The 15,808-nt window shown below is 40.5% G+C and carries 10 protein-coding genes; all 10 read left to right on the plus strand.

What is annotated here, in order from left to right:
- Positions 1-3 precede the first annotated feature (3 nt).
- The 10 genes from bhn_RS04020 to bhn_RS04065 all read left to right on the plus strand — a co-directional run bounded on the left by bhn_RS04020 (position 4) and on the right by bhn_RS04065 (position 15,796).
- A complete protein-coding gene (locus tag bhn_RS04020) occupies positions 4-2,052 on the plus strand; it encodes a DUF2264 domain-containing protein (RefSeq protein WP_071175475.1) in 2,049 nt (682 codons plus the stop codon).
- Entirely contained in the window at positions 2,049-2,597 is a 549-nt protein-coding gene (locus bhn_RS04025) for a GNAT family N-acetyltransferase (protein ID WP_071175476.1), read from the plus strand. Before bhn_RS04020 ends, bhn_RS04025 begins: the two co-directional genes overlap by 4 nt.
- On the plus strand, positions 2,575-3,276 hold the full coding sequence (locus bhn_RS04030; protein ID WP_071175477.1) for a LytR/AlgR family response regulator transcription factor: 702 nt from the start codon (positions 2,575-2,577) through the stop codon (positions 3,274-3,276). The genes bhn_RS04025 and bhn_RS04030 overlap by 23 nt, the downstream gene beginning before the upstream one ends.
- A 15-nt stretch (positions 3,277-3,291) precedes the next feature.
- A complete protein-coding gene (locus tag bhn_RS04035) occupies positions 3,292-4,602 on the plus strand; it encodes an ATP-binding protein (protein WP_071175478.1) in 1,311 nt (436 codons plus the stop codon).
- The gene (locus bhn_RS04040; protein ID WP_071175479.1) at positions 4,599-5,720 is read left to right on the plus strand and encodes a GGDEF domain-containing protein; all 1,122 of its coding nucleotides are present in this window, start codon (positions 4,599-4,601) and stop codon (positions 5,718-5,720) included. Before bhn_RS04035 ends, bhn_RS04040 begins: the two co-directional genes overlap by 4 nt.
- An 894-nt stretch (positions 5,721-6,614) precedes the next feature.
- Complete coding sequence (locus bhn_RS04045; protein WP_083385705.1) at positions 6,615-7,463, plus strand: endo alpha-1,4 polygalactosaminidase; 849 nt, start codon at positions 6,615-6,617, stop codon at positions 7,461-7,463.
- Between the two features lie 51 nt (positions 7,464-7,514).
- On the plus strand, positions 7,515-8,000 hold the full coding sequence (gene msrA / locus bhn_RS04050) for a peptide-methionine (S)-S-oxide reductase MsrA (RefSeq protein WP_071175480.1): 486 nt from the start codon (positions 7,515-7,517) through the stop codon (positions 7,998-8,000).
- 111 nt (positions 8,001-8,111) lie between these two features.
- Positions 8,112-10,151: a methyl-accepting chemotaxis protein gene (locus tag bhn_RS04055; RefSeq protein WP_071175481.1), complete on the plus strand. Its 2,040-nt coding sequence runs from the start codon at positions 8,112-8,114 to the stop codon at positions 10,149-10,151.
- Between the two features lie 198 nt (positions 10,152-10,349).
- Complete coding sequence (locus tag bhn_RS04060; protein WP_071175482.1) at positions 10,350-13,298, plus strand: glycoside hydrolase family 3 N-terminal domain-containing protein; 2,949 nt, start codon at positions 10,350-10,352, stop codon at positions 13,296-13,298.
- 71 nt (positions 13,299-13,369) lie between these two features.
- Positions 13,370-15,796, plus strand: coding sequence for a glycoside hydrolase family 3 C-terminal domain-containing protein (locus bhn_RS04065; protein ID WP_071175483.1), 2,427 nt, complete (start codon positions 13,370-13,372; stop codon positions 15,794-15,796).
- The last annotated feature ends 12 nt before the right edge of the window (positions 15,797-15,808 follow it).

The raw sequence follows: 15,808 nt of genomic DNA on the forward strand, positions 1-15,808 counted from the left end.
ATCATGAAATTCACACCAAGTCATACTAACTTTGAACTTAGCCCATATACAGGACTTGATAGAGATAGCTGGATAGAAGCTGCCCAGTACCTTTTAGCAGGTATCTTTAACAACATCAAGGATAGCGAAGCACCAGTAGTTATGCCAAGATATGAGACAGAGGTTACTTATCCTTCCAAGGATGCGCCTCTTTGGAGAATCAAGGCAGAGGTTTTTGAAGGACTTTGCAGATCATTTTTTATTTCTGCGCCACTTATTCATATTAAGCCGGATCTTGAGCTCAATGGCATAGGTGTCCGCGAATATTACAAGAAGCAGGTTCTTTACGCAGTTACTAAGGGCGAAAAGAACTATGTTCTCAATTACTCGGACATGAGAGAACTTGATAAGAGCGGTAATCCTGTGGCTGTTTATCAGCAGACCGTTGAGACAGCGGCACTTGTGATCTGCCTTTGGCTTTCTAAGGATGAGATCTGGGAGACCTATACCCAGGAAGAAAAAGATAGGATAGCAGCCTTTTTAACTGACTTTGCTCATGCCAATACAGTTCCTCAGAACTGGCGTCTTTTCAATATGCTTGATATGGCGTTTCTCTATATGAACGGCTACGACATCGATGAAGACATCATGAGAGACCACGCTCAGAACATCCTTGCTTATTATGCAGGTGATGGCTGGTATAGAGACGGTCAGTCTTTTGACTACTACTCATGTTGGGCATTTAACATGTACACAGCTATCTGGAATGAATGGTATGGCTATGAAAAAGAGCCTTATATTGCCCAGAAATTTGAAGATAACTCCAATGAACTTATGAAGACCTATCCTATGTTCTTTGACAGGGACGGCTTTACAAACATGTGGGGCAGAAGCGGTATTTACAGAAATGCTGCTACAAGTGCCTTTGACGGCAACCTTATGATGAAGAATTCCAGCATCAATCCTGGACTTGCAAGACGTATATGCTCAGGCTCACTTCTTCAGTTCTTTAGCAGGGATGATTTCCTTTGGAATGGAGTGCCAACTCTTGGCTTCTATGGTCCATTTGTGCCTCTGGTTCAGGGATATTCCTGCGCAGAATCACCTCTTTGGCTTGCTAAGGCTCTTTTATGCCTACATTTACCAGCTGACCACCCATTCTGGACTGCCAGGGAAGAGAACGGTATCTGGGATCAGTTAAAAGAAAGAGAGACTTTAGTTACAACTCTTAATGGGCCTGCCCTTTGCATGGCAAACCATGAAGCTAACGGGATCACAGAGCTTAGAACCGGTAAGATCGTTAAGCATAAAGAAGATGCCCACGGCATGTGGAATTACAGTAAGCTTGTGTTTAATTCAAAATTCCCTTGGGAATCAAGACCTTGCGAGGGAGTCGAATCTCAGCAGTATGTGATTACTTATCTTGACGAAGAGGGGGCAAAGGGACTTGCAGCTAATGCTACATTTTGGCATGGGGAGAAGGCTGATGTCCTTTACAGAAGACAGTTCTTTGAATATGAGACAGAGACAGAAACTCATTGGAGAACAGCACTTAATATTGCAGACTTTGCTGTTCCTTATGGTATTTTCCGCGCGGACAAGATACGTCTTTTCAGAAGACCTGTCCGCATAACTCTTGGAGCGTTTGGCTTTCCTGACAATGGAACAGAGGTCATAGAGAAGGAAAAAGACGGCTACAAGGCTGTGATACTGAAGGGGCACGATCATACAGGAAAAGAAAAACAACTTGCCTTTACAATTATGGACGGATGGGATAATATCCAAATAATAAAAAGTACTGATACAAATCCTGACAGTAAAAATTCCATAGTTCTTTTTGCAGATACCAGAAGAAACAAGCAGTATGGTTATGAGCCATATTTCCTGATCTCGCAGGTTATTACCAAGGAGAGCCTGGATGATTTTGACGAGAATGATATTTTCCCAGTTAAGGCTATTGAATATACAGACCCTCAGAAATGCGGAGGATACGGTCCAGTAACCATAACACTCAAAGATGGAACTGTAAGGACTATTGACTTTGACTTGATGGAGGGTAATTTGCAACTATGACATACCAGATCAGAATTGCTACACCTGAGGATGCTAAAGAACTTCTTGATATTTACAGGTATTATGTTGAAAACACAGCTATAACTTTTGAATATGATGTTCCTTCTGTGGAGGAATTCAGAGGCAGAATAGAACGTGTACTAAAAAAGTTCCCTTATTTAGTAGTAGAGGGAGAGGGCAAGATCTACGGATATGCCTATGTTAGTCCATTCAAGGAAAGAGCTGCTTATCAGTGGGCAGTTGAGACTTCTATCTATGTGGCAAAGGATGCCAGAAGAGATGGAATTGGACGCATGCTCTATGAGGAACTTGAAAAGCGCCTTAAAGAGATGGGAATTCTTAATCTTAATGCTTGTATCGGTTACCCAAACGGGGCTGAAGATGAGCACTTGAATTATGATAGTGTAAGATTCCATGAGAAGATGGGATATTCTATGGTTGGCGAGTTCCACCAGTGCGGCTACAAGTTTGGCAGATGGTACAACATGGTCTGGATGGAGAAGTTAATAGGAGAACATGTGAATGATCCAGCTTGCGATCGTTGAAGATGAAAATTCATATGCTGATCAGCTGATAGAGTTTGTAAAAAAATATCAGTCAGAGAGCGGAAAAACTTTCAAGATAACCAGATTTAAGGATGGTGATGAGATTACCAATGGATATCGTGGACAGTTTGATATTATCCTTATGGATATTGAGATGAAGCTCATGGACGGTATGACGGCAGCAGAGGAGATCAGAAAACTCGATCAGGACGTTATCATTATGTTTATTACTAACATGACTAATTACGCTATCAGGGGTTATCAGGTTGATGCCCTTGATTACGTACTTAAGCCAGTTAGTTATTTTGCTTTTTCTCAGAAGCTTGGAAGAGCTATATCCAAGATGAAGAATAAGAGTACCAAGACTATATCAATAGAGATGCAGTCTGGCGTAAAAAAACTCGATATAGACAATGTCTTTTACATTGAAAGTGAAGGACATAATCTTAACTTTTATACCAGTGGAGGGGAGTTTTCTATAAGGGGGAAGTTAAAAGACTTTGAAGAACAGCTTGTCCCCTACAATTTCTTTAGGAGTAACAAGGGATATCTTGTTAATCTTAAATATGTGGATGGCGTGGAAAATGGCAGTTGTCTCATTGCTGGCAAGCAGCTTCTTATCAGCAGAGCCAGAAAAAATGATTTTATGACTGCCCTGACTGAGTATATGGCTCAGTAATTTAAAGGAATTCACATGGAAAATATTTATCAGGATATACCACGATTATATACAGCCCTTGCCGAATGGCTGGCTTGTATGATCTATTGTCTGGTATTAAAAAGAAAAATTGGAAACAAGACCTTTATTATCTTTTCTGTGCTTGCTTTGATAGTACAGAGTGTATTTCTTGTATTTACCAAGAATCTACCGGTTATATTTTGGATCCCCTGTATGCTTATTGCGGTGGGATTTATGTACCTTTTCTTATATCTTACTTGTGACACCAGTAGAAATGTTGTTGGTTACTATTGCGCAAGAGCATTTCTTCTTGCAGAGCTTGCGGCTTCTCTTGAGTGGCAGCTTGCCTGCTTTTTCCTTACCAAGAATGATTCTTATGCCATTCAGATCCTTATCTTGGTATCTGTGTATGTGCTTGTGTTTACATGGGCTCATTACATGGAAGTCAGCATCACAAGAGGAATCTTTCAGCTTGAGATTAATTATCATGAGTTGTGGGCGGCTATTGCTATTGCAGCAGCCATCTTTGCTTTTAGTAATCTTAGCTTCATTGTTCAGAACACTCCTTTTTCAGCAGGAGTCACTGCGGATGTTTTTTATATCAGGACACTTGTTGATATTGCCGGAATAATGATATTATATGTTTATCAGAGTAGAATCTGTGAGCTTCTTGCAGAAAAAGAGCTTAGAAACATCCATTCCATGTTGAAGGCTCAGTATGATAAGTACAGAGGTTATCAGACGACTTTTGACATGATCAATATGAAGTATCATGACTTAAAGCATCAGATAGCTGGTCTTCGTTCTGAAATGAGTGATGAAGAGCGAAAGAAGTGGATCGATACTCTTGAACAGGAACTAGAGTCCTACAGTCCTGAGCTTCAGACAGGCAATAGTGTTCTTGATACTCTTATTGCAGGTAAAATGATGAACTGCAGAGCCAATAATATCAAGATCACCTGCGTAGCTGATGGCAATATCCTTGATTTCATGCATGTTGCAGATATCTGTACTGTATTTGGAAACGCTTTGGATAATGCTATCGAGAGTGTATCTCTTATAGAAGATCCAGAGAAAAGACTTATTCACATGGCGATTTCTCCTAAGAAAAACTTTGTTCTTATACAGATCAATAACTACTGCGAGAACCACATTACTATGAAAAACGGCTATCCTGTAACTACTAAGGCTGACAAAGGAAATCATGGTTTCGGCCTTAAGAGTATCAGATATACCCTGGAGAAATATCACGGAACAGTTAACTTTGACATCAAAGATAATTGGTTTGAGCTTAAAATGCTCATTCCTAAAGGAGGAGTTTCTTGAACATATTAGCAGTCGCAATTGCTGATTGTATGGGTTTTATATTACTGATTGCATTGCTGGTGAGCAGTCGTGTAAGGCGTGCGAAAAGAGACCTTGAACTCAAGATATTTACATATATAACTATTTTGACAATGGTTTCCTGTGTAGTAGATTTCTTCTCTTTTTACTCAGACGGGAAGCCTGGGAAGCTGTGGCATTTTATAAATGTTTTTGCCAATACCTTTTGTTTCATGTCAAATCCGGTCTTTATATCATGCTGGTGTCTTTATGAGGACATCAAGCTTTACAACAGCAAGGCAAGAGTAAAGAGAATCTATACCAAGGCCTTTATACCAGCAGTGATAATGGTGATCGTGGCATTTTTAAACATCTTTTTCCCTATTATCTTTTATATCGATGAGGCAAATGTGTATCACAGATTAAATGCAAACTATGCGTTTTATGTTGTTGATCTGGGATATCTTGTAATGAGCATAGTGATACTTATCTGCTATGAAAAGAGATATGGAAAAGCAAAGTTTTTCCCATTATATCTGATGATGGGACCGATCGTACTTGGTACTGGTATTCAGGCTATGTTCTATGGCGTTTCACTTATCTGGGTGTCTCTTGCCATAGGTCTTACTGCTATCTATATGTCTCTTCAGAATGAATTTTCTTATCTTGATACTTTGACAGGCTTGTATAATAGAGCTTATCTTGATTATCAGATGGACAATTTTCTTAAAGATAAGAATGCGGTTATCGGTGCGATAATGATAGACGTAGATTACTTCAAGAGTATCAATGATACCCTTGGCCATTCAGCAGGTGATGAGGCACTGGTAGATGTTGCCAGAGTTATTATTTTAAGTAAGCCTGATAAGGCAATCGCTACGAGATTTGCAGGCGATGAATTTATTGTACTTGTAAATAACACAAGTCATTATGAAATGCAAAATATTATCAGAAATATCAGGGAAGAGCTTAAGATCTTTAATGAGAATGAAGGTAGACATTACAAGCTTTCACTTTCTCTTGGTTATGCGATTTACGATGTGGCCAAGGATGATCGAGATGGATTCTTCCGCCGCATGGATGATAATATGTACGAAGAGAAAAAGCTCAAGCATAGTTGAGTGGCACCGGGGGGGGATTGGCCACCTGGAACTTTCTTGGCCTACGGACGTGTGAAGGCGCGGATGCTCCACTTTCGCTCTATAGTATTTTTAGCAGGATACAGAAGACATTCATAATCCCCAAATAGATTCATGTTATTCATAACATAAATCTATTTGGGGATTTTTCATGCCATTTACCTTCTTTAACAAAATTGCTCCAGTTAACCAGCTACACTCATGACATTGTTCAAGAAGGCGTAGATTACCTGCATCTGAAGGAAATATCAGAATGCAGGTAACAAAAAACTTGCATTAATAGGGTGTTGGAAGGTGTAGGTTACCTGCATCTGAAGGAAATATCAGAATGCAGGTAATAAAAAACTTGCATTAATGGGGTGTTGGAAGGCGTAGATTACCTGCATCTGAAGAAAATATCAGAATGCAGGTAATAAAAATTTGCATTAAAGGGGTATTGGAAGGTGTAGGTTACCTGCATCTGAAAGAAATATCAGAATGCAGTTAATAAAAAACTTGCATTAAAGGGGTATTGGAAGGTGTAGGTTACCTGCATCTGGAGAAAACAGCAGCTTGCAGGTAACAAAAACTTGCATTAAAGGGGTGTTGGAAGGCGTAGATTACCTGCATCTGGAGAGAACAGCAGCATGCAGGTAATCAGTGGTGGCAATCGCTACACCCCTATCCTTCCTTGGCTTAACTACTAACTATCGAAAAGGAAATGCTAGTCAACCATGCGCATCGCAGCATTGTGGTTGACTAGCCTTTTCTTTTTGATAGCGTAGTTAAAAGCCAAGGAAGGATATCCGGGAAATCAACACCCTTCCGGTATCACCCCCTCACAGTTCACAATTTTTTAATTTGTTTTTACTCCCGTTATCTGCTATGTTTGTTTTTATGAAAAAGAAGAAACTTGTTACTAACTTAATAATAGCTGTAGCCCTCATTTTACTGGCTATAGGAAGCTTGAATTTCTCATCATCTGCATCTACCAAGGCTTCCACCAAGAAATACCCTTACGGAGTCTTTATTGGTGCGGATTCAGATGCCATTAGCAAGATGAAAAGCTACGAAATCGTAGTCATTGATGCTCAGTACTTTACCAAGAAGGAGATTAGGCAACTTAAGGATAGCGGCTGCACAGTCTATAGCTATATTAACGTAGGCTCGATAGAGGATTTTAGACCATATTATGAAGATTACAAGCATCTGTCTCTTGGAGCTTATGAGAATTGGGAAGAGGAGAGCTGGATTGACGTTTCAGATAAGTCTTGGCAGAAGTTCATCACAGATAAGCTTGCAAAAGAGCTTGTAGCAAAGGAAATTGATGGCTTTTTTGTGGATAACACTGATGTTTACTACAATTATAAGACAAAGAAAATTTTTGACGGACTCACAACTATTCTCAAAGGTCTTAAGAAAACTGGTAAATATGTCTGCATAAACGGTGGAGATACTTACATCACAGAGTTTATTACCAAGAATGGATCAGCTGATGATGTAGCTGATGCAGTTAATCAAGAATCAGTCTTTAGTGAGATAGATTGGGACAATGATTCTTTTACCAAGAAATCGGCAGAAGATAGCAAGTACTTCAAGGAATATGTAGAACTTGCTGCTGGAAAGGGACTTGATATCTATCTTCTGGAATATACTACTGATAATAAGTTAATTGGACAGATCAAGAAGTACTGCTCAGATAATGATTTCAAGTATTACATATCTGATAGTTTAGAGCTTAAGTAATTAACAGGTCTGACATCAGATAGATATAAAACATAAAAGAGGAGAAAGGTTATGAAAGCACATTTTGCCGGGGGATGTTTTTGGTGTGTGACACCAATTTACAAGATGTATGGAGTTGACAAGGTTATCTGTGGCTATTCAGGCGGGGATGAGGTTAATCCCACCTATGAAGATGTAAAAGCTCAGAAAACCGGACATCGTGAGACTATAGAGCTTGTATATGATCCTGAAAAAGTGTCATATGATAAGCTCTTGGATATCTATTTTGCCAATGTGGATCCATTTGATCCTGAGGGACAGTTTATCGATAAAGGTTTCTCATATACACTGGCTATCTATTACAGCACAGAAGAGGAAAAACTTCGTGCCCAGAGCCACATTCACAAGCTTGAAGAGGAATCTGGCAAGAAGACTTATGTAGCTGTCGAAAAGTTCAAGAATTTCTACGAGGCTGAGGAGTATCATCAGGACTATTACCTTAAAAACCCTGAAGCTTTTGAAAAAGAAATGATAGAATCAGGAAGACGAACTAAATAACCATTAAAAAAGTATTAAAAAACCGTACATTCCTTTTTTTCTCAGACAATAAAAATATAATTAATATATGAGTATATGCGTTTTAAAGCCACTTTTTATGGAGGTAAAACTATGTCTGCAGAAAATAAGAATGCAAACGGAATAAAATTTGCTGACAGTATTAAGACTAAGCTTATTGGTATCATGATTCTTGTTGCGGCAGTTCCACTGGCTGTAGCAGTTATCGTAAGTTACAATACTTCAACCAGTAAGGCACTTCTTGATGCTGAAGATGCTGCTGAATGGCAGGTTTGGTATGTAGAATCCCAGTTTGAGAATGCTTGTAATACTAACCTGACGACCATCAAAAACATTGCTTCTAACCCAACGGTAGTGGCATATGTTAGTGGTGATACCAGCATACCATACGAAGAGGTTCAGGATATCGTCAGAAGAGCTGATGATGTCATGAATGATGGCGTCATTACATCTATTGCTGGTCCATCTGGAATGCAGGTAGTCAGGACAGAGGGTGACTTTATAGATGTATCAGAGAGAGAATATTTCCAGGAAGCTATCAAAGGTAATACCTATATTTCTAACGTAATGGTCAGCAAGACAACTGGAAAGAGAATGATCACATTCTCGACACCTGTCATGGATGGCAACAAGATAGTTGGTGTTGCACACAGAAACTACGACCTCAATAATTTTCACGAGCTTTTGGCAAAAGATACTACTAATGCATTTATGGTAGACAGAGAAGGTACTCTATGTGCTCATGCAGCTTATGTAGTAGGTGAAGGTGACAATACTAACGAAGACTTTTCTTATATGCAGTTCTTTTCTAATACCGAAGAAGAAGGCTTCTACCTAGAAAAAGCTTATGATGATTCTTACATAGCTTTTGCAAGGGATCCCAATTCAGGATTTGTCATTGCAACAGCTACAGCTAAATCAGAAGTGCTTGGAGCTGCTAGAAAATCAGCAATTATTGTCATTGCTGTTGGAGTGGGACTTCTTATTGTAGCGATGATCATTTCGATTCTCATGGCAAAGAGTTTTACAGAGCCTATAAAGGCAGTCCAGAGGTCGCTTGAAGCTCTTTCTGATGGAAGATTTAAAATGGTTGAAAAGCATGATGCCAGAAAAGACGAATTTGGACTTATTTCCAAAGCCACTAACTCCTTAATTGAAACATTAGATGGTATTGTTACCAATATAAAGAGATCTGCAGATAATGTGGGAAAATCATCTGAGGAACTTTCAGATATGGCTAATCAGATATCACAGACTGCAGAAGATGTTTCTAATGCAGTTCAGGAGATCGCATCAGGTGCAACACAGCAGGCTGATGAGATTCAGAGTGCTTCTGAGAATGTTGGTCGAATTGGTGATGCTGTAGGAAGTGTACAGAATTCTTCCGGAGATCTTACAAACCTTGCTGGTAAGATGAAAGAAGCTTCAGAGGTTTCAAGTAAATCTCTTCAGTCTCTTCAGGATTCATCCTCAGAGATGACAGCTAAGATTGATGATATTGCTAATACCATCCAGGCAACTAAGGATGCTGTTAATACTATAAGTGAAAAGGTAGAAGGCATCACCTCAATTGCAACTCAGACCAATCTCCTTTCACTCAATGCTTCGATTGAGGCTGCAAGAGCTGGTGAGGCAGGTAAGGGATTTGCGGTAGTTGCTGAAGAGATCGGTAAGCTTGCTGATGACTCTAAGGATATGGCAGATGACATCAGAAAAGAGATGGAGGTTCTGCTGGAACAGTCTGAAGCGGCCGTTCTTGCTGCAGAAGAGGTCAAGAAAGGAAACAGCGATCAGCAGATTGCTCTTGGAGAAACCCTTGAGGCAGTTAATGGCATGCTTGATGATATCGGAAGTACAGTTGGAGGCGTTCAGCTCATTTCTGAAGGAGCTGATACCTGCGAAACATCCAAGAATGCGGTTGTTGATACAATGAGTGCTCTATCAGCTATTTCAGAGGAAAATGCAGCTTCCTCAGAAGAGACAGGGGCATCGATGCAGGAACTTTCTGCTACCGTTACTACACTTGCTGGATCTGCTAATGGTCTTAAGGACATAGCAGAAAAGCTCAACGAAGAAATGAAGTTCTTTAAAGGTAGCACAGAGGTTGAAATATCGGAAGAAACTGCAGAGTAACGTAATTTAATAGGACAAAAAAGCTTTAATGCATTTCATGACAAAAATCGTGCAGTTTGTGACAAAAACGGCACGATTTTTTGTTTGTGATAATCTGAAAATGTAGTTACCTGCCAGTGACTCAAAATGGCAGGAAAACGTAGAAAGTAACTGCAGCCTGAACACCTGCAGTGCTAAATAAAAAGGGAGGTTCAAAATATGTTATCTATTAATATGGATGACGTCCTTAACGTCTTAACATCAATCAGATCATATTTGATCGCTATTGGTGTTATCATCGCTATCGCAGTCGTATTAATGATTGCAGTTATGAAACTTAATAAGCCTGTTAAAAAGCTTGTTAGGGGCACAGCTTTAGTAGCTATGCTGACTGGTATTGTGGTTTGTGTAAATATGATCTGTTCAGGTCCTATGAGTACAATGCTCGATCTTGTAAGTGGAAGTGGAACTATTTCCAAGACTACTTCTGACGAGACTACAGTTCTTGCACAGAATATCGCAAGAGAGGGTATTGTTCTTCTTGAAAACAATGACAATACACTTCCTGTTGCTTCTGGCAGCAAGTTAAATGTATTTGGATGGGCTTCAACAAATCCTATCCTTGGTGGAGCTGGTTCAGGTGCTCTTAACGATGCATATGATCAGATTTCACTTCTTCAGTCTCTTTCAGACGCTGGTATTGAAACTAACTCAGAACTTACACAGTTCTATACAGACTACAAGGCTGACAGACCTGTAGTTGGAATGTGGAATCAGGATTGGACACTTCCTGAACCTAACGTATCTCTTTATACTGATGAGCTTATGGCAAATGCAAAGAGCTTCTCAGATACAGCAATGATCGTTATCAGCCGTTCAGGTGGTGAGGGTGCTGACCTTCCTACAGATATGAATGCTGTAGTTGATGGTTCATATATGGACGGAACTACATACACAGCTGGTACATATGATGATACATTAAATGAAGGCAATGACTGGGATGCAGGTGATCACTATCTTCAGCTTACAAACAGAGAAGAAGAGATGATCGATCTTGTTTGCTCTAACTTCGACAAGGTAGTTCTTGTTTACAACGGTGCAAACGCATTTGAGCTTGGCTTTATAAAAGATCACCCACAGATCAAGTCAGTGCTTTGGGTTGCAGGCATGGGCCACGTTGGTATGGAGGCACTTGGTGAGATCGTAACAGGTGAGGTTAACCCATCTGGTAAGACAATCGATACTTATGTTTATGATATGGAAAAGACACCTTGGTGGAACAACTTCGGTGACTTCAACTATACAAACATGGATGAGTTTGCTTATACATCTACTGGATTCACAGGAAATGAATCTACAGCAGAGGTATCATTCATCAACTACGTAGAGGGTATCTATGTAGGTTATAAGTTCTACGAGACAGCAGCTCTTGAAGGACTTATCAATTATGATGAGATGGTTCAGTACCCATTCGGTTATGGACTTTCTTATACAACATTTGAGCAGACAATGGGTGACATCACAGAGGCAGATGGTAAGATCAGCTTCGATGTTACTGTTACTAACACAGGTTCTGTAGCTGGTAAGGATGTTGTAGAGGTTTACTACAATCCTCCTTATGAAAACGGTGGAATTGAGAAGGCTTCAACAAACCTCGTTCAGTTTGAAAAGACACAGCTTCTTGAGCCAGGTGCATCAGAGACTATCAATATCTCTTTTGCAGTAGAAGATATGGCATCATATGATTACCAGAACGCAAAGGCTTACGTTCTTGATGCTGGTGACTATGTGATCTCAATCAACTCAGATTCACACAATGTTATTGATTCTAAGACATACACTGTAGATTCTACAGTAACTTATAGCGGATCAAACTCAAGACAGAGCGATCTTGTTACAGCTACAAACGCTTTTGATTATGCAGAAGGTAATATTGAATACCTTTCAAGAGCAGATGGATTTGCTAACTACGCAGCAGCCACAGCAGCTCCAAAGAGCTATGAGATGGCAGCAGATGCTAAGGCATCTTTCTACAACATCAGCAACTATTTATCAGCAGAAGCTACAGCAGCTGATGAAGATGCAAATGCTGAGGCAGTTACAACTGGTGCTGAGACAACACTTAAGCTTGCAGACCTTAGAGGTCTTGATAAGAACGATCCTAAGTGGGATGAGCTTCTTAACAGCATGTCACTTGATGATATGAATGCTCTTATCTCTCTTGGTGGATATCAGACAAACTCAGTTGATTCAATTGGTAAGGTTCGTACAAATGACTGTGACGGTCCTGCTTCTATCAACAACAACTTCACAGGTGTTGGATCACTTGGATTCCCTGTTGGAGTAACAATTGCAGCTACTTACAACAAAGAGCTTGCTTATTCATTTGGTGATTACATCGGCAAGATGGCTGATGAGATGGATGTTTCAGGTTGGTATGCACCAGCTATGAATATTCACAGAACAGCATTTGCTGGACGTAACTTCGAGTACTATTCAGAAGATCCTATCCTTTCAGGATATGTTGCTTCTGAAGCTTGTAAGGGTTCATGGGCTAACGGAGTATATGCTTATATCAAGCACTTCGCTATGAACGATCAGGAAGAGAATAGATGTGATATGCTCTGCACATGGTCAAATGAGCAGGCTATCCGTGAGACTTACCTTAGACCTTTCGAGATCTGCGTAAAGAACGTTGATATGTGTGCTGTAATGTCATCATTCAACTACATTGGTAACCGTTGGGCAGGTGGTTCTGCATCACTCCTTAAGACAGTACTTAGAGATGAGTGGGGCTTTAATGGCTTCGTTCTTACTGACTACTTCGGAGTATATGGCTACATGTCATCTGACCAGGCCATCAGAAACGGTACAGACTGTATGCTTGTTAACTATCCAACAGCTACAAACAATGTACAGTTCAGAGATACAAACGGCGCTCAGCAGGCTATGAGAGAAGCTACAAAGAATATTCTTTATACTGTAGTCAACAGCCGTGCTTATGCACCTGAAAACCTCACAATGGGAATGGCTTCCTGGAAGAAGCTCATGATCGTACTTGATGTTATCTTTGGTGCTCTTATGGTTTGCCTCATGGCAATCTTCATCAAGAACTTCTTAAAGAGAAAGAAAGAAGAAGCACCTGCAGCAACATCAGCAGAGGAATAATTTTTTATGTGAGTCGGTGCCTGCTTTAATCAGCGGGCACCAGACTTACTTATTTAGTAAAGGGGAAAATAATGAAACATCAAGATATCATTGAGAAGATGACAATCGAAGAGAAGGCAGCTTTTTTAAGCGGCAAGGGGGAATGGCAGACCAGAGATTTTGAGAGGCTTGGAATTCCTTCTATTTTCTGTTCTGACGGACCTCACGGTATCAGGAAACAGGCAGGTGCAGGAGATCATCTTGGACTTAACGCATCATTGCCTGCAACATGTTTCCCTACAGCAGCAACTATAGCAAACAGCTGGGATGAAGAACTTGGAGAGACTCTCGGCGAAACTCTTGGTGAAGAGGCTATGTCAGAAGGGGTTAACGTTTTATTGGGACCTGGCCTTAACATCAAAAGAAGTCCACTTTGTGGCAGAAACTTTGAGTATTTTTCAGAGGATCCTTATCTTGCAGGTAAAATGGCGGCTTCCTATGTCAGAGGAATACAGTCACGAGGCGTTTATGCATGTCCAAAGCACTTTGCGGTAAACTCTCAGGAGCTTCGCAGAATGGCTATGAATGCAGTAATAGATGAGAGAACTTTAAGAGAGATATATCTTACAGGTTTTGAGATTGCTGTAAAAGAGGGAAAGGCAAAGACTATAATGTCTGCCTACAATGAGGTTAATGGTGTTTATGCCAACGAGAACAAGCATCTTTTGAATGATATTTTGAGAGATGAATGGGGCTTTGATGGAATTGTAATTACGGACTGGGGCGCTTCAAACGACCATGCTCTTGGAGTTGCAGCAGGTTCAAACCTTGAAATGCCAAATCCTGGTCTTGATTCAGCAAGAGAGCTCATTGCAGCAGTAGAGAGCGGCAAGATCAAAATGGAAGACCTGGACGCCAGAGTAGATGAGCTTTTAGATGCAGTTTTGACTCTTCATGCTAATGCTAAGGGCAAGAGTGATGAGTTTGACAAGAACGCACATCATCAGATTGCCAGAAGAGCAGCATCAGAGAGTGCAGTTCTTTTGAAAAACGAAGGAAATACACTTCCTCTTAAGGCTGGAACAAAGGTTGCTGTTATTGGTGATTTCGCATTTGTTCCTAGATATCAGGGTGCTGGATCTTCACTTGTTAATCCTACTAAGATCGAGACAATATCTGAGATGATCAGTTCCTATGACCTTCAGGTCGTTGGTATGAGCAGAGGCTATTCCAGAAACGGCGAAGAGGATGCAGTTACCAAAAAAGAAGCTCTTGATATAGCGGCTAAGGCAGATGTGGTTCTTTACTTCTTTGGACTTAATGAAGACAGTGAGTCAGAGGGAATGGACAGAACTCATATGAGGATTCCTCAGAATCAGATCAATCTTCTTCAGGAGCTTGGACAGGTTAATCCTAACCTTGTTGGCGTTATCAGTGCTGGTTCAGCTATTGAAATGCCATGGCATCACTATCTTAAGGCTATGCTTCACTGCTACCTTAATGGACAGGCAGGCGCTGGCGCAGTTCTCGATATCCTTATGGGCAAGGTAAACCCTTCCGGTAAGATTTCTGAGACTATTCCTAGAAGATTAGAGGATACACCTGCATATCGCTATTATCCTAGTCAGGAGAGAACTTCTGAGTATAGAGAGAGCCTTTATGTTGGTTATAGATACTATGACACAGCAAAGGTTCCAGTTCTTTATCCATTTGGATTTGGACTTTCTTACACAAGTTTTGAATATAGTGACATCAAGGTTACTGATGACAAAGTATCTTTTACTATCAAGAATACAGGAAACTGCGATGGAGCAGAGGTCGCTCAGCTTTACGTGGGACTACCAGATGCCAAGGTCTTCAGACCGGAAAAAGAGCTTAAGGGCTTTGCAAAGGTTTATTTGAAAGTCGGCGAGAGCAAGGAAGTTTCAATTGCTTTTGACGACAAGACTTTCCGCTACTTTAATGTAAAGACAAATAAGTGGGAAGTAGAAGATGGAAATTATCAGATCATGATCGGTGCAAGCAGTGCTGACATAAAGCTTACAGCCAGCATCATGAAGGCTAAGACAACAGATACTATGCCTTATGATAAGGCAGAGCTTCCTTCATACTATACAGGCAAGATCGAGTCAGTAGAGGCTTCTGAGTATGAGAAACTTCTTGGAAGAAGCATTCCTGATGGAAAGTGGAGCGGCAAGCTTGGACCAAACGATGCCATATGCCAGATGTATTATGCAAGGAGCGGACTTGCAAGATTTGCTTATGATCGTCTCACAGCCATGAAGAAAAAAGCTGATGAGAGCGGCAAGCCTGATCTTAACATTCTCTTTATCTACAACATGCCATTTAGAGCCATGGCCAAGATGACTGCAGGTGCTGTCAGCATGGAGATGGTCGACGGAATTGTAGAGCTTGTGAATGGTCGTTTCTTTGGTGGACTTGGCAAGATCATAGGTGGCTACTTTAGAAACAGTAAGAAAAACAAAGCCTATGAGGCGAAAATAAAAGAAGCTAAATAAGCTTATGTTTGA

This window comes from Butyrivibrio hungatei, assembly GCF_001858005.1.
Taxonomy (GTDB): domain Bacteria; phylum Bacillota; class Clostridia; order Lachnospirales; family Lachnospiraceae; genus Butyrivibrio; species Butyrivibrio hungatei.

Coding starts and splice junctions, on each gene's coding strand:
- msrA (WP_071175480.1), top strand. CDS start 7,515: ATGAAAGCACATTTTGCCGGGGGATGTTTTTGGTGTGTGACACCAATT.
- bhn_RS04045 (WP_083385705.1), top strand. CDS start 6,615: ATGAAAAAGAAGAAACTTGTTACTAACTTAATAATAGCTGTAGCCCTC.
- bhn_RS04030 (WP_071175477.1), top strand. CDS start 2,575: ATGATCCAGCTTGCGATCGTTGAAGATGAAAATTCATATGCTGATCAG.
- bhn_RS04025 (WP_071175476.1), top strand. CDS start 2,049: ATGACATACCAGATCAGAATTGCTACACCTGAGGATGCTAAAGAACTT.
- bhn_RS04020 (WP_071175475.1), top strand. CDS start 4: ATGAAATTCACACCAAGTCATACTAACTTTGAACTTAGCCCATATACA.
- bhn_RS04035 (WP_071175478.1), top strand. CDS start 3,292: ATGGAAAATATTTATCAGGATATACCACGATTATATACAGCCCTTGCC.
- bhn_RS04060 (WP_071175482.1), top strand. CDS start 10,350: ATGTTATCTATTAATATGGATGACGTCCTTAACGTCTTAACATCAATC.
- bhn_RS04055 (WP_071175481.1), top strand. CDS start 8,112: ATGTCTGCAGAAAATAAGAATGCAAACGGAATAAAATTTGCTGACAGT.
- bhn_RS04065 (WP_071175483.1), top strand. CDS start 13,370: ATGAAACATCAAGATATCATTGAGAAGATGACAATCGAAGAGAAGGCA.